The 17,210-nt window shown below is 65.5% G+C and carries 17 protein-coding genes; 9 read left to right on the top strand and 8 right to left on the bottom strand.

The window, feature by feature from the left end:
- Window positions 1–160: 160 nt before the first annotated feature.
- The 4 genes from NZN28_RS06025 to NZN28_RS06010 all read right to left on the bottom strand — a co-directional run bounded on the left by NZN28_RS06025 (window position 161) and on the right by NZN28_RS06010 (window position 4,803).
- Window positions 161–1,309, bottom strand: coding sequence for a BMP family ABC transporter substrate-binding protein (locus NZN28_RS06025; protein ID WP_295396109.1), 1,149 nt, complete (start codon window positions 1,307–1,309; stop codon window positions 161–163).
- Between the two features lie 62 nt (window positions 1,310–1,371).
- On the bottom strand, window positions 1,372–2,244 hold the full coding sequence (locus tag NZN28_RS06020; RefSeq protein ID WP_295396106.1) for an ABC transporter permease: 873 nt from the start codon (window positions 2,242–2,244) through the stop codon (window positions 1,372–1,374).
- Window positions 2,245–2,251: 7 nt separating this feature from the next.
- Complete coding sequence (locus NZN28_RS06015) at window positions 2,252–3,307, bottom strand: ABC transporter permease (protein ID WP_295396105.1); 1,056 nt, start codon at window positions 3,305–3,307, stop codon at window positions 2,252–2,254.
- Window positions 3,304–4,803, bottom strand: a complete 1,500-nt coding sequence (locus NZN28_RS06010) for an ABC transporter ATP-binding protein (RefSeq protein ID WP_295396103.1) — start codon at window positions 4,801–4,803, stop codon at window positions 3,304–3,306. The genes NZN28_RS06015 and NZN28_RS06010 overlap by 4 nt, the downstream gene beginning before the upstream one ends.
- A 571-nt stretch (window positions 4,804–5,374) precedes the next feature.
- Between NZN28_RS06010 and NZN28_RS06005 the strand changes: the two genes are divergently transcribed.
- The 6 genes from NZN28_RS06005 to NZN28_RS05980 all read left to right on the top strand — a co-directional run bounded on the left by NZN28_RS06005 (window position 5,375) and on the right by NZN28_RS05980 (window position 10,758).
- The gene (locus tag NZN28_RS06005; RefSeq protein ID WP_295396101.1) at window positions 5,375–8,377 is read left to right on the top strand and encodes a BTAD domain-containing putative transcriptional regulator; all 3,003 of its coding nucleotides are present in this window, start codon (window positions 5,375–5,377) and stop codon (window positions 8,375–8,377) included.
- A 28-nt stretch (window positions 8,378–8,405) separates the two neighbouring features.
- Window positions 8,406–8,600 (top strand): hypothetical protein, encoded by a 195-nt coding sequence (locus NZN28_RS06000; RefSeq protein ID WP_295396098.1) that lies wholly within the window; start codon window positions 8,406–8,408, stop codon window positions 8,598–8,600.
- Window positions 8,601–8,623: 23 nt separating this feature from the next.
- Window positions 8,624–8,755 carry a hypothetical protein gene (locus tag NZN28_RS05995; RefSeq protein WP_295396096.1) on the top strand — a complete coding sequence of 44 codons (132 nt, stop codon included), beginning with the start codon at window positions 8,624–8,626 and terminating at the stop codon, window positions 8,753–8,755.
- A gap of 161 nt (window positions 8,756–8,916) precedes the next feature.
- Window positions 8,917–9,369 carry a hypothetical protein gene (locus NZN28_RS05990; protein ID WP_295396094.1) on the top strand — a complete coding sequence of 151 codons (453 nt, stop codon included), beginning with the start codon at window positions 8,917–8,919 and terminating at the stop codon, window positions 9,367–9,369.
- A gap of 9 nt (window positions 9,370–9,378) precedes the next feature.
- Window positions 9,379–9,951: a hypothetical protein gene (locus tag NZN28_RS05985; RefSeq protein ID WP_295396092.1), complete on the top strand. Its 573-nt coding sequence runs from the start codon at window positions 9,379–9,381 to the stop codon at window positions 9,949–9,951.
- Window positions 9,952–10,071: 120 nt separating this feature from the next.
- The gene (locus NZN28_RS05980; RefSeq protein ID WP_295396090.1) at window positions 10,072–10,758 is read left to right on the top strand and encodes a hypothetical protein; all 687 of its coding nucleotides are present in this window, start codon (window positions 10,072–10,074) and stop codon (window positions 10,756–10,758) included.
- A 170-nt stretch (window positions 10,759–10,928) separates the two neighbouring features.
- On the opposite strand, the gene xdhC is transcribed toward NZN28_RS05980, so the two are convergent.
- The 4 genes from xdhC to NZN28_RS05960 are packed head-to-tail and all read right to left on the bottom strand — an operon-like array spanning window position 10,929 to window position 15,735.
- Window positions 10,929–11,759 (bottom strand): xanthine dehydrogenase accessory protein XdhC, encoded by an 831-nt coding sequence (gene xdhC, locus NZN28_RS05975; RefSeq protein ID WP_295396088.1) that lies wholly within the window; start codon window positions 11,757–11,759, stop codon window positions 10,929–10,931.
- Between the two features lie 10 nt (window positions 11,760–11,769).
- A complete protein-coding gene (locus NZN28_RS05970) occupies window positions 11,770–11,994 on the bottom strand; it encodes a hypothetical protein (RefSeq protein ID WP_295396086.1) in 225 nt (74 codons plus the stop codon).
- 16 nt (window positions 11,995–12,010) lie between these two features.
- Window positions 12,011–14,323, bottom strand: coding sequence for a xanthine dehydrogenase molybdopterin binding subunit (gene xdhB, locus NZN28_RS05965; protein ID WP_295396084.1), 2,313 nt, complete (start codon window positions 14,321–14,323; stop codon window positions 12,011–12,013).
- A complete protein-coding gene (locus NZN28_RS05960) occupies window positions 14,320–15,735 on the bottom strand; it encodes an FAD binding domain-containing protein (protein WP_295396082.1) in 1,416 nt (471 codons plus the stop codon). The genes xdhB and NZN28_RS05960 overlap by 4 nt, the downstream gene beginning before the upstream one ends.
- A 268-nt stretch (window positions 15,736–16,003) precedes the next feature.
- Between NZN28_RS05960 and NZN28_RS05955 the strand changes: the two genes are divergently transcribed.
- From NZN28_RS05955 to NZN28_RS05945, 3 genes are read left to right on the top strand one after another with little or no spacing between them, the layout of a single operon-like run.
- On the top strand, window positions 16,004–16,126 hold the full coding sequence (locus NZN28_RS05955) for a hypothetical protein (protein WP_295396080.1): 123 nt from the start codon (window positions 16,004–16,006) through the stop codon (window positions 16,124–16,126).
- A 58-nt stretch (window positions 16,127–16,184) separates the two neighbouring features.
- Window positions 16,185–16,589 (top strand): hypothetical protein, encoded by a 405-nt coding sequence (locus NZN28_RS05950; RefSeq protein ID WP_295396078.1) that lies wholly within the window; start codon window positions 16,185–16,187, stop codon window positions 16,587–16,589.
- Between the two features lie 16 nt (window positions 16,590–16,605).
- Entirely contained in the window at window positions 16,606–17,163 is a 558-nt protein-coding gene (locus tag NZN28_RS05945; protein WP_295396075.1) for an RsmD family RNA methyltransferase, read from the top strand.
- The last annotated feature ends 47 nt before the right edge of the window (window positions 17,164–17,210 follow it).

Raw genomic sequence — 17,210 nt, 5'->3', positions numbered from 1 at the left:
CCGCGCCTGCCCCCCCCAAATCACTTCGCTTCTCTAACTGGGGGCCGCGCCCCCCCCCCTCCACAACCCCCGGCGCCCCTCACCCCCCGGCCCCCCCCCCCCCGGCGCCCACGGTTCTGTTTCTGTTCAGAGCTTTCTCGGGCTTTAGAGAGAGCGTGCTCTACTTCGGCTCGTCGGCCACCTGACCCACCACGCCCGGGGCCACCCACTGCATCTCATTGAGTTCCTTGACGGTCATCCTGCGCCCAGCCGGTACGCGCAGCACCCCGTTGCGGTCGCGGATGGGGCCGGTGAAGGGGTCCCACTTGGGGTTGGCGCTCTGGATGTCCTTGTAAAGCTCCATCACCCGGTCGTAGACGCTCACCCGCTTGCCGTTCACGGTCATGGTGGCCCGCTTGAGGGCAGCCTCGAACTTGGGGTTGATGGGCATGCCCACCTGCGCCCCCAGCATCACCGCTTTTTCGCGGGCCAGCCACCAGTAGTCCACGTTCTGGAGGTTTTTGGGGGTGTAGGTGCCGTTCTGAACCTTCTTCAGAATGTCAATGTAGATCACGCTCCAGTCCACCAGCTGGCCCGAGACCACGTAGTCCGGCGCGTACTTGTACATCGAGTTGTAGTGGCTGAAGCTCGGCACCTTGCGCCGGGCCGCGGTCTGAATAACGCTGGCGGTGTCCTCGGTGAAGGCCAGGATATCGTTGCCCTCGGCCATCAGGGCTTCGGCAGCTTCGCGGGCCTTGACCGGATCGAACCAGGCATTGATCCACTTCACGTTCACGGTCGCCCTCGGGTTCACCGCCCGCACCCCTAGGGCGAAGGCCGAGATGTGGCGCTTCAGCTCGGGGATGGGGAAGGCCGCCACGTAGCCGACCTTGCCGCTTTTGGTCAGAGCGCCCGCCATCAGGCCGTTCAGGTAGTAAATCTGGTAGAAGTCGGCCATGTAGGTGAGCATGTTGGGGGCCCGCTTAAAGCCCGAGGCATGGGCAAAGATGACCTCAGGGTACTTCTGGGCGGCCTCGAGGGTCTGGTCCATGAAGTCGAAGGAAGTGGTGAAAATCACGTTGCAGCCGCCCGAAACCAACCGATCAACGGTGGCTAGGGTATCGGCAGGCTTGACCGACTCCACGTACTGCGTGCTGAGGCCGGGAATGGCCTTCTCAGCCGCCCGGCGGGCCTCGTCGTGGGCAAAGGTCCAGCCGACGTCGCCAATCGGGCCCACATAGATAAAACAGGCCTTCAGGTTGGCCTGTTGAGCCTGACCGAAGCCAAGCGCCAGCACCATCAGGATACCCAGCAACCAAGTCTTTCTCATCTAAACCTCCTGTTGCCCCTTCCCCACCTGCCCTCGTAGGAACCAGGGCCTATTCCAAGGCTTTAGCGTTCACCTCGCCGATAGGGTTTTCCCAGCGCTTCAGGGGCATTGCCCTGCTGCCCACGCAGCCCAGACAAAGCCAGCACAAGTATAACCAGAAGGTAGGGCAGGCTCGCAAACACCTCCGAAGGAATCGCGCTCTGCCCCTGGAGCCTGAACTGTAAGTAGTACAACAGGCCAAAAAAAACGGCCCCAAAAATGGCCCTGAGCGGGCTCCAGCCCACAAAAATCACCAGCGCCACCGCAATCCAGCCGAGCCCGGCGGTCATGCCGTCGGTCCAGGAGGGCCGGTAGACCAGGGAGAGGTAAGCCCCCGCCAGCCCCGCCAGCGCCCCTCCAGCGGCCACCGCCGCGTACCGCACCCCCACCACGTCCAGGCCCAGCAGGTCGGCGGCAGCGGGGTTTTCGCCCACCGAGCGCAAGGTCAGGCCCAGCCGGGTGCCGTACAGGATGAACCCCAGCAACAAAGCCAGCGCAATCGCCCCCAGCGTGAAGGGCCACTCGGGGGGTTGGTTGAACAGAGGTTGGCCCTCAAAGCGCTTGCCCAGCAAGCCCGCTGCGCCCAGGCCCAGCATGGTCAGGGACAGCCCGGCGACAAACTGGTTGGCCTGCAAGGTAATGGTCACAAACGCATGCACCAAGGCCGCCAGCGCCCCCACCAGCATCGCGGCCAGCACCGCCAGCCATAGGCTGCCATCCCCTACCCCACTGCCGAAGGCCACTGCAAACCCGGCCAAAGCCCCCAGGGCCATCATCCCCTCAACCCCCAGGTTGACCACCCCGGCCCGCTCGTTCAGGAGGGCCCCCAAGCAGGCCATGAGCAGGGGCGTTCCGAAGGAGAGGGCTCGAGCCAAAGCGTTCAGGACTTCTTCCATAACCCCCCTAGCGCCCCCAGCGGATGCGGTTTTGCACCAGAATCTCCGAACCAATCAGGCACAAAAGCATCACCCCGCTGAACACATCCACGATGCGAAAGGGCATGTTGAGGCTCACCTTGAGCAGATCACCCCCGGCCAGAATCAGGCCCATCAAAGGCGCGGTCAGGAGCACCAGCGCAGGGTGGCCCCGGGCCAGCCAGGCCACGATGATGGCGGTGAAACCATAGCCCGAGGAAAGCTGGCCCGGCTCAATCAGGCGGTGGTGGATGCCGGCAATCTCGCCGACCCCGGCCAGCCCGGCCAGCCCGCCCGTGATGAGCGCAATCCAGAAACCCACCCGCACCCCCGAGATGCCCAGATAGCGGGCCGCGCCGGGGTTCTCGCCCACCACCCGCATCCGAAAGCCCAGGGTGGTGCGGCTGAGCACCCACTGCAAAACCAGAGCCAGAAGCACCCCCAGCAGCAGGGTGGGCCAGTGGACGTTGGTGCCGGGCAGCACCGCGAGCTGCTGGTATTCAGCGAAGCGGTCGGAGTAGATGTAGCCTCGAGCATCCCGGCCCTTCCAGGGGCCATTGATCAGAAAAATGACCAGCGACTGCGCCACATAGTTGAGCATCAGGGTGGTCAGGATTTCGTTGACGTTCAGGCGCCCCCTGAGCCAGGCCGCCACCAAGCACCACAGCGCCCCGCCGAGCGCCCCCGCCAGCAGCATGGCCGGCAGGCTCAGCGCAGGCGGCAGGGGCAGGAAGAGCGCCACCCCAGCCGCCCAGACCGCACCCAGCAAGAGCTGCCCCTCGGCCCCAATGTTGAAAAACTGAGTGCGAAAAGCCAGGGTCAGGCCCGCCCCAATCAGGAGCAAAGGAATGCTGCGACGCAGGACTTCCTGCCAGCCCTTCGCGTCCAGCAGGGTGCCCTGGAGCATGGCGCGGTAGGCCTCGAGGGGGTTCAGGCCATAGGCGGCAAAAAGCCCCCCCACCAGCACAAAGGCCACCCCCAGCGCCCCCAGCGTGACCCACAGCACGCGAAAACGAGGGGGGTTCACAAGGGGCTCGAGCCTCATGCCAGGCCTCCGGTCATGAGAAGCCCCAGCCGCTCGCGGGAAACCGCCTCCACCGGGTAAGGGCCTAATAGACGACCCTGGTAGAGCACCCCAATCCGGTCGGAAAGCGAGAGGAGCTCTTCCAGGTCCTCCGAGACCAGCAGCACCGCCGCGCCCTGGTCGGTTTTCTCGAGCAAGACCCGGTGAACCTGCTCGGTGGCCCCGATGTCCAGGCCATAGGTGGGGTGAACCGCCAGAATCAGGCGGGGCCGCCCGGCCAGCTCACGGGCCAAAATGACCTTCTGGATGTTGCCGCCCGAAAGCAGCCGGGTCGGGGTGTGCAGGCTGGGCGTGGCCACCGCATACGCTTGCACCTGGGCCTGGGCCTGGGCCAGCCAGGCTGCGGGCCGGAGCACGAAGCCGCGCGACAGGGGGGGGCGGTCGAAGCTCCTCAGGGCCAGGTTCTCGGCCACGCTCATGCTGGGCACCGTGCCCATGCGAATCCGGTCTTCGGGGATGTGGGCCACCCCTCTGGCAAACACCCGAGCCGGGTCGGAAGGCAGCGGCGCCCCCGCCAGTTGAACCGTGCCCTGCTCGATGGTTCGCAAGCCCGAAAGCACCTCCACCAGCTCGCTCTGGCCGTTGCCCGCCACCCCAGCGATGCCCAGCACCTCGCCGGAGCGCAGCTCGAAGCTCACCCCTTTCAAAGCCAACAGGTCGCGGCTCGAGCGTGCGCTCAAATCCCGCACCTGCAAAAGCACCTCGCCGATTCGCGGTGCGCCACGCTTGCGGGCAAAACTGACGCTCCGGCCCACCATCAGTTCGGCCAGCCGGGCCTGGCTGGCCTCCGCCCTGGGCAGATGGCCCACCACCTGCCCCCGGCGCAGCACCACGCAGCGGTCGGCGATGGCGAGCACCTCCTCGAGCTTGTGGGAGATGAAGATCAGCGACTTGCCGGCGGCCCGCAGCTCCCGCATGACCCTGAACAAGGCCTCCGCCTCCTGGGGGGTGAGCACGCTGGTCGGCTCGTCGAGGATCAGCACCCGGGCCCCCCGCAGCAAAGCCCGCACAATCTCCACCCGCTGTTTCTCGCCGGGCGAGAGGGTATAAACGGGCGCCTTGGGGTCTATTTGCAGCCCGAACCCCTGCGCCACCCGCTCGATGAGGGGCGCGATTCGCTGGGCCGGCAGCAGAGGGGTTCCGATGCCCAAGGCCAGGTTCTCGGCCACCGTGTGGCGGCTTACGAGCGTCGGATGCTGCGGCACCAGACCGATGCCCGCCTTGAGCGCGTCTCCCGGCGAGGCAATCCGCACCGGCTGGCCCTCGAGGAGAATTTCGCCCTCGTCCGGGCGGTACAGGCCGTAGAGGATGGAAACCAGGGTGGATTTGCCGGCCCCGTTCTCGCCCAAAAGGGCCAGCACCTCGCCGGGGAAGACCTCGAGGCTCACCCGGTCGTTGGCCAGCACCCCCGGAAAACGCTTGGTTATGTGTTTCAACTGCAAAAGGGGCATCCCCATTGCGCAAAATCATATCGCAAACCCAAATCTCCACAGGACAGCCAGGGAGCTTTTCGGTTAGGGCGAAGCCAGGCGAAAGCAACTTTCGTAGCTGCACCAGGCGGCGGGAGGTCGAGGGCAGGTCTTTGGGGCCTGGGCCTTATCCCTGAACCCCTGCTCTGTGCTTCCGCGTTGGCACCGTTTGCCAGGGGTTCAAGCGCAGAAGGCATGAAAAGTATTTGCAAGCCCGGCAGAGGTTTTGTTTCCCTGCGCCCGTAGGAAATTCCGACTCTGCCCGCTGGTGATAGCGGGCGAAGCGTGGTCGGCATTGCCCCTCTCCTTCCTGGGGCGGCTGGCCCATGAGCCTTGGTTGGGCGGCCAGGGCAGAGGGTGCAGTAACCCCTACACCCACGCCCGTGCCATGTTTGCTTGAAACTTGCTTGGGGGCCAACAGTTGGTTTGAAGGCGGCTGGATTCTTGCGGGTGAGGGGGCTATCTGACCGCAAATGAACCAATCTTTTGCTGTATTTCGGCTAGACTGAGTGCAGTCAACGGCAAGGGTCTTCCCCACCCCTCAGGAAAGCACCGCATCATGCTGCAAGTTGAGCTACTGGGTTCTCCAAGGCTGCTTTGCAGCGGTCGAGAGGTTGGCCTGCCCCGCAAGGCGGTTGCGCTGATTGCCATTCTGGCCCTCGAGGGCCGCCAGCCCCGCAGCCGTTTGGTCGAGATGCTCTGGGGGAGCGGCCCGGAGCCCAGGGGGCAGCACAACCTGCGGCAAACGCTGTATCGCATTGGTGCTGGCCCGGTGGGGGCGCACCTGGCCGCCCGACGCGAACAGCTCGAGCTCTTACATTTCGACTCGGATGTAGGGCACTTTTTGGCACAGTGTGCGGCCCAGAACTGGCCCGAGGCCCTGAAAGTGTACAAAGGCGAGTTTTTGCAAGGCCTGGACATCGAAGAGGAAACCTTCCGCGAGTGGCTCCAACACTGGCGCGAGCGGCTAAACCGACACTGGATTGCCGCGCGGGAGACCGAGGCCCACAGGCTCGAGGCCGAAGGGAAAATCCGGCCTGCGCTGGAGGTTTACCTCGAGCTGATTGAACACGACGGGTTGCAGGAACACTTCCACCGAGAGGCCATGCGGCTTTACGCATTGCTTGGGCAGTTTGAGGGAGCGCTCCACCAGTACAGGGTGCTTGAGCAGGGGTTAAGGCGCGAGCTGGGCCTGGGGCCCCTTCCCGAAACAGAGGCCCTGGCCGAGCAAATCCGCCAACGCACTACGGTTCGTCGGGTGCCAGCATCGGCCTCCGGCAGCCCCAATTTCAACCCGCCGCTGGTGGGGCGGACGGCGGCCCTGGCACAGCTCGAACTGGGCTGGCCGAACCAGAAGATTCTGCTCATCGCGGGCCCGGCTGGGGTGGGCAAGAGCCGTCTGGCCCGAGAATGGCTGTCCGACAAGGAACCGTTTGTTACCCTCGCGGGGCAACCCGGCGACGGCCCTACCCCCTATGCCTCCATGACCCGCTGGGTGCGCCAGGCTGTGAACGCCAGACCCGACCTGCGCTTGAAAAGCTGGATCCGCCTCGAGGCTTCCCGGCTGGTGCCCGAGTTGTGGAACCATTCCCCACCGCCCCTCGACGAGAGTACCCAGGTGCGCTTCTTCACCGCCTTGGTGGAGTTGCTGATAGCGGCCCACCGCAGCACCACCTTCCTGAGCGAGGACGAGCACTTTAGCGACCCCTGGAGCCTTCGGGCGCTGGTGGTAGGGCTGGAACAACAGGGGCTATCCCGGCTGGTCATCACAGTTCGGCCCGAAGAGGTGGCACCCGAGGTGGCCCGTCGCTACCAGGACTGGCGCAGCCGCCAGAGGGCCGTCTGGCTCGAGCTAGAACCGCTGAATGCGCTCGAGGTGGCCGAGCTCATCGCCCACCTCTCGGGGCGGCCCGCGCGGCTGTTTCCAGAGCGGCTCTACCGGGCCACCGCCGGCAACCCGCTGTTCATCCTTCAAACCCTGCAAAGCCTGTTCGAGTCCGGCAAGCTGCGCCTGGGAGAAGGGGGCGTGTGGGAAACCCCCTACGACGAGTCCACCCACGACTACGCCGAGTTGGGCGTCGCGGCCAGTGTGCGCCAGACCATTCTGGAACGCCTCGAGCGGCAGCCCCGGCCCATCCGCCGCTGCCTCGAGGTGGCCGCCCTCTTGGAGGGGGAGTTTTTCGCTTCGGGCCTCATTTCCGAGGCCAGCGCGCTCGCCGAGTGGGAGGTCTCTGAGGCGCTGGAGCAGGCCAGCCAGCACCGGCTGCTCGAGCACACCCCCAAAGGCTACCGCTTCACCCACGACCTGCTGGCGCGGGTTATCGCCGACTCGCTCAAGCCCGACCGCCGCCGCCTGATTGCGGGCCGCCTGGCCCGGCTTTACGCCCGGCAGGCGGTGCATCCCGCCCGGGTGGCCGCATATTTCGAGATGGCCGGTGCGCCCGAAGAGGCGGCCCCCTGGTGGCTCCAGGCAGCCCGTCAGGCACACGCCCTGCGGGCCTACCCGGAGGCCGACCGGCTGTACCAAAAAGCCTTAGCCCATCTGCCATCCCAGCACCCGGAGCGCTTCGCAGCCCTGACCCAGCACTTCTACCTGAGCCGCCAGATAGGCCAGGCCAGCCCCCAGGCGCAGCTTGCACAGCTCGCCCAGATGGAGCAAAGCGCCCGAACGCCCCTCGAGCAGGCCCAGCTCTGGTTCTTCCGCAGCATGGTGCTGGACGACCAGTCCGACCTGCTGGGGGCTTTGGAAGCCAGCCGCCGGGCCTATGCGCTGGCCCTCGAGGCCGCCCCTGCCGAGGCTTTTTATCCGCTGATTTTCGCAACGCACTACCAGCGCGACCTCGGGCTTTTGAGCCAGGCCCGGCAGGACGGGCTGGCCGCGCTCGAGCTGGCCCAGGGCCTAACCCCCTACCACCAGATTGAGGCCCAGATTGGCCACAGCCTGACCCTGATGCTGGAGGAAGCACCGCAGGAAGCGCTGGCCTGGGTGGATCAGGCCGAGCGCCTGATGCAGCAGAACACCCCGGCCCCCTCGAGCTTCTGGCTCTTGCAGGAGCGGATCGGGATGGCCCGGGCCTGGGTGCTTTTGAGCCTGGGCCGCTGGGCCGAGGCCCTCGAGCACACCCAAGACCTGCTTCAAAAAGCCCACCAGAGCGGGGTGCAACGCCAGTTGCTGAGTGCTTTATTGCTGCGGGCCGAGGCCCGGCTGCGGCTGGGTGAGACCACGTTGGCCACCGCCGAGTTAGAACAGGCCCTCGCGCTGGCCGAGGCCCTGAACCATAGGTTGAGCGAGGTACAGCAGCTTTACGCCGAACTCGAGCTGGCCCAGCACAACCCCAAAGCCGCACTCCGACTAAGCCAAAAGGCCCTGCACCTGGCCCAAAGCCCCGTGCAGCAAATCAATGCGCTTTACAGCCGGGCCGGGGCCTGGCTGGGGCTGGGGCAGTCTGCGGAAGCCAGGGCCGACCTCGAGCAAGCCCTGGCCTTGCACGGGGGCCTCGCGCGGTTTCGCTGCGTCAGCCAGCAAGCCTTGCGGGCACGGCTGGCAGTGACGCTGAAGTGACGCACCCCTTGCTACCCTCGGCTCGGAGATGGAGCCGAACTTCAAAAAACCGCTCGACCTGGTGCTGCACCTCGAGCCCTCCGGGCCTCAGCAACCCTGGCGGGCGGTCTTGCTCGACCCCAACACCCAGGAGGAGCGGGTTTTCGACAGCCCGCTACTGCTCTTGCAGTACCTGGAGCAGCTCTGCCGGGAATCGGGCGGGCGGGTCTTTGGGATTCGCTAACCATCATCCTAAGGGAGCAAGCCATGAAACACACCCTTGGACGGCTCGCCCTTCTGGCCCTCCTGCTCGCGACCCTGGTGGCTTGCGGAGGCGGGGGCAGCGGCAACGCAGGCATCTGGGACAACAGCCGGTGGGACCAGGCCCACTGGCAGTAGGAGGGCGTATACAGGGAAAAAGCTTTTCGATTGTGTTGGGCGGGTCACATGCTGACGTCGCTGCCAGTCACAAGCGCATCTTTTAGGCCAATGGCAGCCTGAGGCCCGCAGAGACCGGGTTCAGCCTGACGAATATCTAGCGCTGTGTGTGGAGGAAGGACATGAAAAACACTTGGATACTCGGGTTTTTGCTGCTATTTTCGTGGGCCTGGGCTCAGCAGTTTAGCGTGGGGGGCGGGCTCAGCTTCAACGCCGGGAGCGGAGGCTCCTCGGCCCAGGGCAATGTTCAGTTCACGGTTCGCAATCTGGTGCAAGCGGCCCCGCTTTCCGTGCATCTGCGAGCGGTAGCCGATGCCGCCCTGAGCAGCAGCTTTGCCGCTACCCTCAGCGCAGGGCCGCTGGCAAGCCTGAACCTTGACCCGCTGCAAATCTATGCAGGCCCCAGCGTGGGCCTGGGGTTCTCCGGGGGCGCCGCAACCGGCCCCATTTTCGCCCTGGCGGCAGGCCTCGAGCTGCCCACCGGCAACGTCTACACCTTCCTGGAGGCGGTTTTCACCTTCAACGGGCCGGGGGCTGGATTTGGCTTGCGAGGCGGGGTCAACTTGCGTCTGTGAGGCACTGATATGAGCAAAAACATCTTCTTTCTGGCCCTTGGAGCCGGTCTGTCCACCCTTGGCCTGTGGGCCCTGGCCGGCGTTAGTCTGCCACACACCTTCAGTGCAGGGGGTCTCATCCGTGCTTCCGAGGTCAATGCCAACTTTGCCGCGCTGAACAACGCCCTGCCAGGCGTCGCCCAGACCGCCGCCTCCGATACCGTCGCCATCACCGACACCACCCCTGCCGTAGCCAGTGTGACCATCAATGTGCCGGGGCCGGGGTACGTGAAGGTGAGCGCCACAGCCCAGCTAAACGTGGAGTACACCGGCACCTCGAGCGCTCTATTCACCTTTGCCGTATCCAACACCGCCGATACCATCCGCCCCGACCAGGACAAGCGCATCTCGCTTCCCGCAGGGCTGCCCGCCTGGACGTATAGCTATATCGTCAGTAGCGAGCGGGTATTTCCGGTAGACAGTGCGGGTTCCAAAACTTTCTACCTGATTGCCGAGGAAAATAGCGGCGTGCAGGGCAGCGTCTCCAAGCGCACCCTGACCGCAACCTTCCTGACCGCCATGGGGACAGTGCAAAGTCCGTAGGCGGGTGGTGATAGTCAATAGTCGATAGTCGATAGTCAATAACCAATGGTTAAGAGCCATCGACGATGGACCATAGACCATAGACCCTTGATCATAGACCTCGAAGCGCAAGGAGCAACTATGAACAACCGCAGAATTTTGGTCTGGCTGGTGGTGGGTGGGCTGGGGCTGGTGCTGGCCCAGGCCGTGCAGCGGCAGCTCAACCTGGTGGTGAATGGGCAGGCTCAGAGCAGCAAGGCCATTGTGGTAGGCGGGCAGACCTACGTACCGGTGAGCGCCCTGCGGGCTTTGGGGGTGACGGCCTCGGTCTCGGGCAACACCGTGAACCTGAGCGCACAGGCTGCGGGCGGGGCCGACCAGCGGGCCAGCCTCGAGGGCTGCCTGAACGAGTGGCTTAGCAACGGCATCTGGCGGGCCCGGGCCACCAGGGTTGAGCCTTTTGACGAGAACGGGCTCAAGGGCTGGGCCATAGACTTTGAGGTACGCAACGCCACCAACCGAACCCTCGAGGCCTGGAACGCTGGCTTCAAAGACCCCAGCAGCCTCACCCTGGCCTTTGCCAGCGGCGCCACCGAGCGCATGGAGGGGGGTGCACTGGCCCGCGAATCCTACGAGGCCAAAATCTACAACGCGGCCATCCCCCAGGGCGCCGCCGTGACCACAAAGCTCAAGTTCCGCAGCGACCGCACCGACCCCCCCACCAAGCTCCTGATCGAGATGGACACCAGCAACATCAAGCAGAAGTACAACCTGGCCTTCAGCACCCCCAACCCGAGCCTCCGCTTCAAGCTGGATTGCTCGAGGTGATCCCAGGCGTACCAGCAGCTTTCAAGAACAAGGGGGTGGGTCTCCAACGCCTGCCCCTGAGTCTTGGAGTGCACTTCGCTTCCAAGCCATTCGCGTTCGGGAAGGCTTTACAGTGACCGCCTAAACTCTGCGTGGAGCCGGACTAGACAGCAGCCTCGATGGTTCGCTGGCTACCGGCGCTGCTCACGCTCCGGGCGCTGGGTCTTTGGGCCGACCAGCAAAGGCAGTAGCTGGGCCGCAGTGGCGATGGCGATGGCCTCGGGCGCCTTGCTCTGGGTGAGGGGCAGGCCAATGGGGCAGGTGACGCGGGCCAGGTCGGCCTGCGAAAAGCCTTGCTGCAACAGTTTTTGCTGAAAGTTGCGCCACTTGACCGCCGAGCCAATCAGCCCGATGAAGCCCAGGTCGCCCCGGCGCAAAGCGGCCTCGAGCACGAACAAATCCTCGGCGTGGTCATGGGTCATGACGACGAGATGGCCTCCCGACGGCAGGTCGCCCACCACACCGTCCAGGATGGGCGCCTGGAACACCCGTATTCGGGCCTGGTTTTGGTAGAGGGGCTTCATACGCTCTTCGGCGACCATTTCCGCCCTCGAGTCCACCAGCCACAGCTCGATGGGCAGGATGGAAAGCACCTTGGCCAGGGCCCAGCCCACGTGCCCCACCCCAAAGAGGGCCACGGTGGGGCGCAGAGGGTTCACCACCTCAAGCAGCACCTCCACCTCGCCACCGCAGCACTGCACCCCGTGCTCGGCGGGGGCCTTCTCGGTGAGGCGCAGGGTGTGAAGCTCCAGCGAGCCTCCCTCCGCCAGCATCCGGCGGGCCAGGGCGGTGGCGGTGGCCTCGAGGTTGCCCCCGCCAATGGTTCCGTAGCTCGCTTCCGCCGTGACCAGCATCTTGGCCCCGGCCTCGCGGGGGGCGTGGCCCCGCACCGAAAGCAGCGTGACCAGCACCAGCGGCACTTTTTGCTCGGTCAGGCGGGAAAGGTGCTCAAACCACTGCATTCCAAATCCCCTAAAGTTGCAACGCAAACCAGAGAAAAAAACCCGCCAGCGCGAGCAAGAATACGCCCATAAAAAGGCGCTCGAGCGCCCGCAGCCAAAGGGGTGACCGAGGCTCCTCCATCCCGAAGCGCCGGTTGAGCCAGGGCACGCCCTGTCGCCAGAACCCCCCCTGGAGCAAAAACGACAACCCCAGCAGGAGAGCGCCCAGGGCCAAAAGCAAAGCAAGGGTCTTCATCGTCTTACCCTGTGCCCTAGTCCCCCGAAACCAGGGCCTTTTCCCGCACCCGCTCGATGGCCCAGTAGACCGCCTCGGGCGTAGCCGGCGAGGCCAGTTCCACCATGCTCCCTCTTCCAAAAGCCGCCACCGCATCGCGCAGAGCCTCCCGCACCGAGATGGCCAGCATCAGGGGGGGCTCCCCCACCGCCTTGGAACCATAAACCACCCCTGGCTCGGTAGACCTGGGCAGAAGCCGAACGTTGAACACCTCGGGCAGCTCAGAGAAGCTGGGCAGCTTGTAGGTGCTGGCCGAGCGGGTCGCCACCTGGCCCCTGGCGTCCCAGCGCAGGTCTTCTAGGGTGAGCCAGCCCAGGCCCTGGATAAAGCCCCCTTCCACCTGGCCCAGGTCCACCAGCGGCGAGAGCGAGTCGCCCACATCGTGCAGGATGTCCACCCGGCGCAGGCTGTACTGCCCGGTGAAGCCGTCCACCTCCACCTCGCTCACCGCCGCCCCAAAGGCGAAGTAATGGAAGGGCTTGCCCCACATGCGGGTTTTGTCCCAGTGAAGCCCCGGCGTGCGGTAGAAGCCGTCGGCGAAAAGCTGCACCCGCTGGGCGTAAGCCGCCTTCACCACCTCGGCGAAGCGCAGGCGCTCCTCGGGCTTCCAGAGGCTCCACACCCAGCCCTCCTCAAAGACCACATCGGCGGGATGAACCAAAAGCTTTTGCGCCGCCACCGCGGCCAGCCGGGCTTTTATCTTCTCGCAGGCATCCCGCACCGCCCCGCCGTTCAGGTCGGCCCCGGTGGAGGCGGCGGTGGCCGAGGTGTTGGGCACCTTGTCGGTGCGCGTGGGCATGACCCTAATGGCCTCGAGGGGCACCCCCAAAGCCTCGGCGGCAATCTGCTGGATTTTGGTGTGTAGGCCCTGGCCCATCTCGGTGCCGCCGTGGTTGACCTGCACCGAGCCGTCCTGGTAGACCAGCACCAGCGCCCCGGCCTGGTTGTAGGGGGTGAAGTTGAAGGAGATGCCGAACTTGACCGGGGTGATGGCTAAGCCGCGCTTGCGGTGGGGGTTTTGCGCGTTGAAGCGGCGTATCTCTTCGCGGCGCGGCTCGAGGTCGGCGCTGGCCTTAAGCTCGTCCCAGATGAGCTTGATGCGCTCCGCGTCCTTCACCTCCTGGCCGTAGTGGGTGGTGGGGGACTCGGGCCGCACGCCGTAGAAGTTGCGCTCCCGCACCACCTCCGGCGGCAGGCCAAGGCTGCGGGCCACCCGGTCCATCACCTCCTCGATAAAAACCATGCCCTGCGGCCCCCCAAAGCCCCGGAAGGCAGTCTGGGAGGTCTTGTGGGTCTTGCAGACCCGGCCCTTCACGTCCATGTGCGGGATGTAATAGGCATTGTCGGCGTGGCAGACCGCCCGGGCCAGCACCGGCTCGGAGAGGTCTTGCGACCAGCCGCCGTCGGAGTAAAGCTCCATCTGAAGGGCATTCACCAGGCCGTCTTGGGAAAAACCCACCTTGAAGCGGGCATAAAAGGGGTGGCGCTTGCCGGTCAGGGTGATGTCTTGCAACCGGTTGAGCCGCACCCGCACCGGGCGGCGGGTCAGGTAGGCCCCCAGGGCCGCCACCGCTGCGTAGGGGTTGGCCTGGACTTCCTTGCCGCCAAAGCCCCCGCCCATGCGGATGCACTGCACCGTGACCTGGCTGCGCGGCAGGCCCAGCACCTGGGCCACAATCTCCTGGGTTTCCGAGGGGTGCTGGGTGGAGGAATGCACCAGCAGGTGACCGGCCTCATCGAGCAGGGCCAGCGAGGCCTGGGTCTCCAAGTAGAAGTGCTCCTGCCCGCCGAGCTCGAGTTCGCCCTCGAGCACCCGCGCCGATTCCTGCAAGGCCCGCTCCACATCGCCGCGCCTGGCATGGAGCATCGCGCCCTGGAAGCTTTCCTGCCGGATGGCCTCCTGAATGCTCAGAATGGCCGGCAGCGGCTCATACTCCACCGCTACCTGAGCCGCCCCCAGCCGGGCCGCCTCCTCGGTCTCGGCCAGCACCCAGGAGACCGCCTGACCGAAGTACATCACCTCGGCGGGGAACAAGGGCTCGTCCCCCTTGAGGCCGGAATCGTTGAGGCCCGGCACATCCGAGGCGGTGAGCACCCGCACCACCCCCGGCACCCGGTAAGCAGGCCCAACCTCCAGCCGCAGGATGCGGGCGTGGGCGTGGGGGGCCTGCACCGGCCAGGCGTGGAGCACGCCCGGATAGCGCGGCCACAGGTCGTCGGTGTAGAGGGCCCGCCCGGTTACGTGCTCGCGGGCCGACTCGTGCGGAATGGCCCGGCCCACCACCTTCATGCCATCACCCCCTGGGTCTCGCTGTAGAACTTCCAGAGCAGGCTGCCCAGCATGGCCGTCCGGTAGGCGGCGCTGCCCCGGTGGTCGTCTATGGGTTGGAACTCTGCCTTAATGACCTGCACGGCCTTGCGGAGGCTGGACTCGTCCCAGGGCTTGCCGAGCAGGAAGGCCTCGGTCTGGTAGGCCCGCACAGGGGTGGCGGCCACGCCCCCCAGGCCAATCCGGATGGCCTCCACCAGGCCCGCCCTCGAGCGCGAAAGCGCCACCCCCATGGCCACCGTGGAGATGTCGTCCATGGGCCGCTTGCTGACCTTGTAAAAGCGCGACTCGGGTAGAAGCGGCAGGGGAATCCGCACCGCCTTGATGAGTTCGCCAGGCTGCAACAGGGTTTGCCGGTAGCCGGTGAAGAAGTGTTCGAGCGCCACCACCCGCTCGCCTTTGGCGCTTACCAGCACCAGCGAGGCCCCCAAAGCCAGCAGCACCGGCGGCGAGTCGCCGATGGGCGAGGCCGTAGCCAGGTTGCCCCCCAGGGTGGCGCGGTTGCGGATGAGCCTCGAGGCAAAGAGCGGAAACCACCCGGCCAGAAGCGGTATGCGCCCCTCCAGCCAGCGCTCGGCCTCGGACAGGGTCACCCCCGCCCCAATCTCCACGTAGGCATCGGTCCAGGCCAGGGTTTGCAGCTCGGGAATCTGGCTGAGGTCTACCTGCACCCCGGCCCGGGCCGCCCGCTGGTTGACCTCCACCACCCAGTCGGTGCCGCCGGCCACCAGCTTGGCGGTGGGGTGCTGGGCCAGGGTCTGGAACAGCTCCTTTAGCGATACCGGACGGTAGAAGCGCCAGGGTTCGGAGGCCGGTGCAGCGCCAACTGGAGGGCTATACTCCAGCGATTCCGGCGCTTGCGCGGGCAGAGCCAGTCGCTGGGCCAGGGGGTCGGTCTGGGAGGGGCGCCCCAGCGCAAAGGCCGCATCCCGGATGGGACGGTAGCCCGTGCAGCGGCAGAGGTTGCCGGAGAGGGCCTCGAGGTCAAACCCTTCCCGGTTTTTGCGGTAATACTCCGCGGCCATGCTCACCACAAACCCCGGCGTGCAGTAGCCGCACTGCGACCCCCCCTGGAGCATGGCCTCCTGAACCGGGTGCAAAGCGCGGCCCTGGGCCAGCCCCTCCACCGTCCAGACCTCCTGACCGGCCAGGCTCGGCAGGAGCAGCAAGCAGCCGTTCACGGCCTCGAGGCGCGAACCCGAGCCGTCGGGCCGCAACAAAAGCACCGCACAGGCTCCGCACTCCCCCTCGGCGCAGCCTTCCTTGCTGCCGGTCAGGCCCTGCTGGCGTAACCAGGAAAGGAGTGTGGTGTGGGGGTCGGCATCCGCCACCCGAACGGTCTGTCCATTAAGCCTAAAGCTGATTTCGCCCACCCAAGCCCTCCCGGCGCCCACTGGCCTATGGCCCTCTATTTTACAACCCACCCCCAAAGGGTGTGTGGAGTCGTTGCTGCCGTGTCTACCCTCTCAGTCAAGCCCCTCGAGCCCTTTCCCTGTCCGCAGGTGTCCCAGGGGCCTACCGCCAGATGAATCTTACTGCCGGTGCGTTGTTGGTGTCCGGCGTCCCCGGCCCGCTTGGGGTCGGGCTGCAACGTGCCAGCGTCGTCCAGGGCTGCGCTGGCGAGCGGCCTTTCCCCGCAAGATGCGCCGGTTGTTTCTGGAGTTCATGCAGCCGGTCTGGAACCCCCCGCTCGACCCAGCAGTTAGCCTGTGCCCGGACGGTCTGGGGTGGGAAGTTTTGGGGCAGGTCGTCGCACTTACCTGAAGTAGGCCTCTCTTGGACGGGCCTGGGAAGAGCACCGCCACTTTGGTAGCATTGCATCATGAAGAATGTCCTTGTTGCGTTGGGGCTGGCCTTGCTGCTCGGCCCGGTGCAGGCCCAGGGCACCGTCTACAAGCTGCGGGTCAGCAGTTGGAGCTGTGCCCCGAACGCCAGCGGTGCAATGGTGGCCAGGGGTACGGTGGTCAATGTGTCGGGCCAGACACTGAACAACGTGCGAATCAACCTTCGCGTCACCGACAAGCAGGTGACTACCGTAAACGGGGTGCCCAACCGGCGGGTTTACGGCACCAACTCGGCCCCCATTGCGGTCCGAAGCCTGGCCAGCGGGGCCAGCAGCCGTTTTGAGGTGCAGGTCAAGCCCACCCAGGGCCGGAATTTGCAGTGTCAGATTTGGTTCCGCAATCCGGACACGGTGCAGATTCCGACCCTGGTTCCAGGGCAGTGATTTCCAGGATGCCGGAATGCTGCGAATTCTGGGTGGAACAGCCAAGGGGGTGGCGCTCAAGGTTCCGGAGTCGGCGCGGCCCAGTCCGGTGCGACTGCGCAAGGCCCTGTTCGACTACTTGCGCTATCGCTATCCCCATCGAGGGCGCTTTTTAGATTTGTATGCGGGTAGCGGGGCCATCGGCCTCGAGGCTGCCTCGGAGGGTTTTGAGGTGACCCTGGTGGAAAAAGACCGCCAGGCCATTCAATGCCTGCGCGAGAACGCCAGCAAGGCCCGCTTGAAGGTCCAAATCGAGGCGATGCCTGTGGAGCGTTACCTGATGGATGCCAGGCGGCGAGGGCTGCGCTTCACGGTGGCCTTCATGGCACCGCCCTACCCCCACGACCTGTTGCAAGACTTTGAACGGCTGCTCGAGGCCCGCATTGTCGAGCCGGAAGGTCTTTACATCCTGCAACACCCTTCCGACCTGGCTCTGCCCATGGGTGAGCGGCGGGAGTATGGCTTCAATAGCGTGACCATCATCGAAGCGAGCGCACTCGACCAACCAGCCCAAAGGCTTCTTCGAGGCTCCTGAACACCGGACTCTTGTTGGGAGTGCGGCGCTTGTGTGAAGATACTCCG

This window comes from Meiothermus sp., assembly GCF_025056915.1.
GTDB lineage: Bacteria > Deinococcota > Deinococci > Deinococcales > Thermaceae > Meiothermus.
The sequence above is the reverse complement of the archived record's forward strand: the minus strand, read 5'-3'. Positions and strand labels throughout refer to the sequence as shown.

Bases quoted from the DNA above. Each gene is read 5' to 3' on its own strand.
- NZN28_RS06025 (WP_295396109.1), bottom strand. From the start codon at position 1,309: ATGAGAAAGACTTGGTTGCTGGGTATCCTGATGGTGCTGGCGCTTGGC.
- NZN28_RS06020 (WP_295396106.1), bottom strand. From the start codon at position 2,244: ATGGAAGAAGTCCTGAACGCTTTGGCTCGAGCCCTCTCCTTCGGAACG.
- NZN28_RS06015 (WP_295396105.1), bottom strand. From the start codon at position 3,307: ATGAGGCTCGAGCCCCTTGTGAACCCCCCTCGTTTTCGCGTGCTGTGG.
- NZN28_RS06010 (WP_295396103.1), bottom strand. From the start codon at position 4,803: ATGGGGATGCCCCTTTTGCAGTTGAAACACATAACCAAGCGTTTTCCG.
- NZN28_RS06005 (WP_295396101.1), top strand. From the start codon at position 5,375: ATGCTGCAAGTTGAGCTACTGGGTTCTCCAAGGCTGCTTTGCAGCGGT.
- NZN28_RS06000 (WP_295396098.1), top strand. From the start codon at position 8,406: ATGGAGCCGAACTTCAAAAAACCGCTCGACCTGGTGCTGCACCTCGAG.
- NZN28_RS05995 (WP_295396096.1), top strand. From the start codon at position 8,624: ATGAAACACACCCTTGGACGGCTCGCCCTTCTGGCCCTCCTGCTCGCG.
- NZN28_RS05990 (WP_295396094.1), top strand. From the start codon at position 8,917: ATGAAAAACACTTGGATACTCGGGTTTTTGCTGCTATTTTCGTGGGCC.
- NZN28_RS05985 (WP_295396092.1), top strand. From the start codon at position 9,379: ATGAGCAAAAACATCTTCTTTCTGGCCCTTGGAGCCGGTCTGTCCACC.
- NZN28_RS05980 (WP_295396090.1), top strand. From the start codon at position 10,072: ATGAACAACCGCAGAATTTTGGTCTGGCTGGTGGTGGGTGGGCTGGGG.
- xdhC (WP_295396088.1), bottom strand. From the start codon at position 11,759: ATGCAGTGGTTTGAGCACCTTTCCCGCCTGACCGAGCAAAAAGTGCCG.
- NZN28_RS05970 (WP_295396086.1), bottom strand. From the start codon at position 11,994: ATGAAGACCCTTGCTTTGCTTTTGGCCCTGGGCGCTCTCCTGCTGGGG.
- xdhB (WP_295396084.1), bottom strand. From the start codon at position 14,323: ATGAAGGTGGTGGGCCGGGCCATTCCGCACGAGTCGGCCCGCGAGCAC.
- NZN28_RS05955 (WP_295396080.1), top strand. From the start codon at position 16,004: ATGCGCCGGTTGTTTCTGGAGTTCATGCAGCCGGTCTGGAACCCCCCG.
- NZN28_RS05950 (WP_295396078.1), top strand. From the start codon at position 16,185: ATGAAGAATGTCCTTGTTGCGTTGGGGCTGGCCTTGCTGCTCGGCCCG.
- NZN28_RS05945 (WP_295396075.1), top strand. From the start codon at position 16,606: ATGCTGCGAATTCTGGGTGGAACAGCCAAGGGGGTGGCGCTCAAGGTT.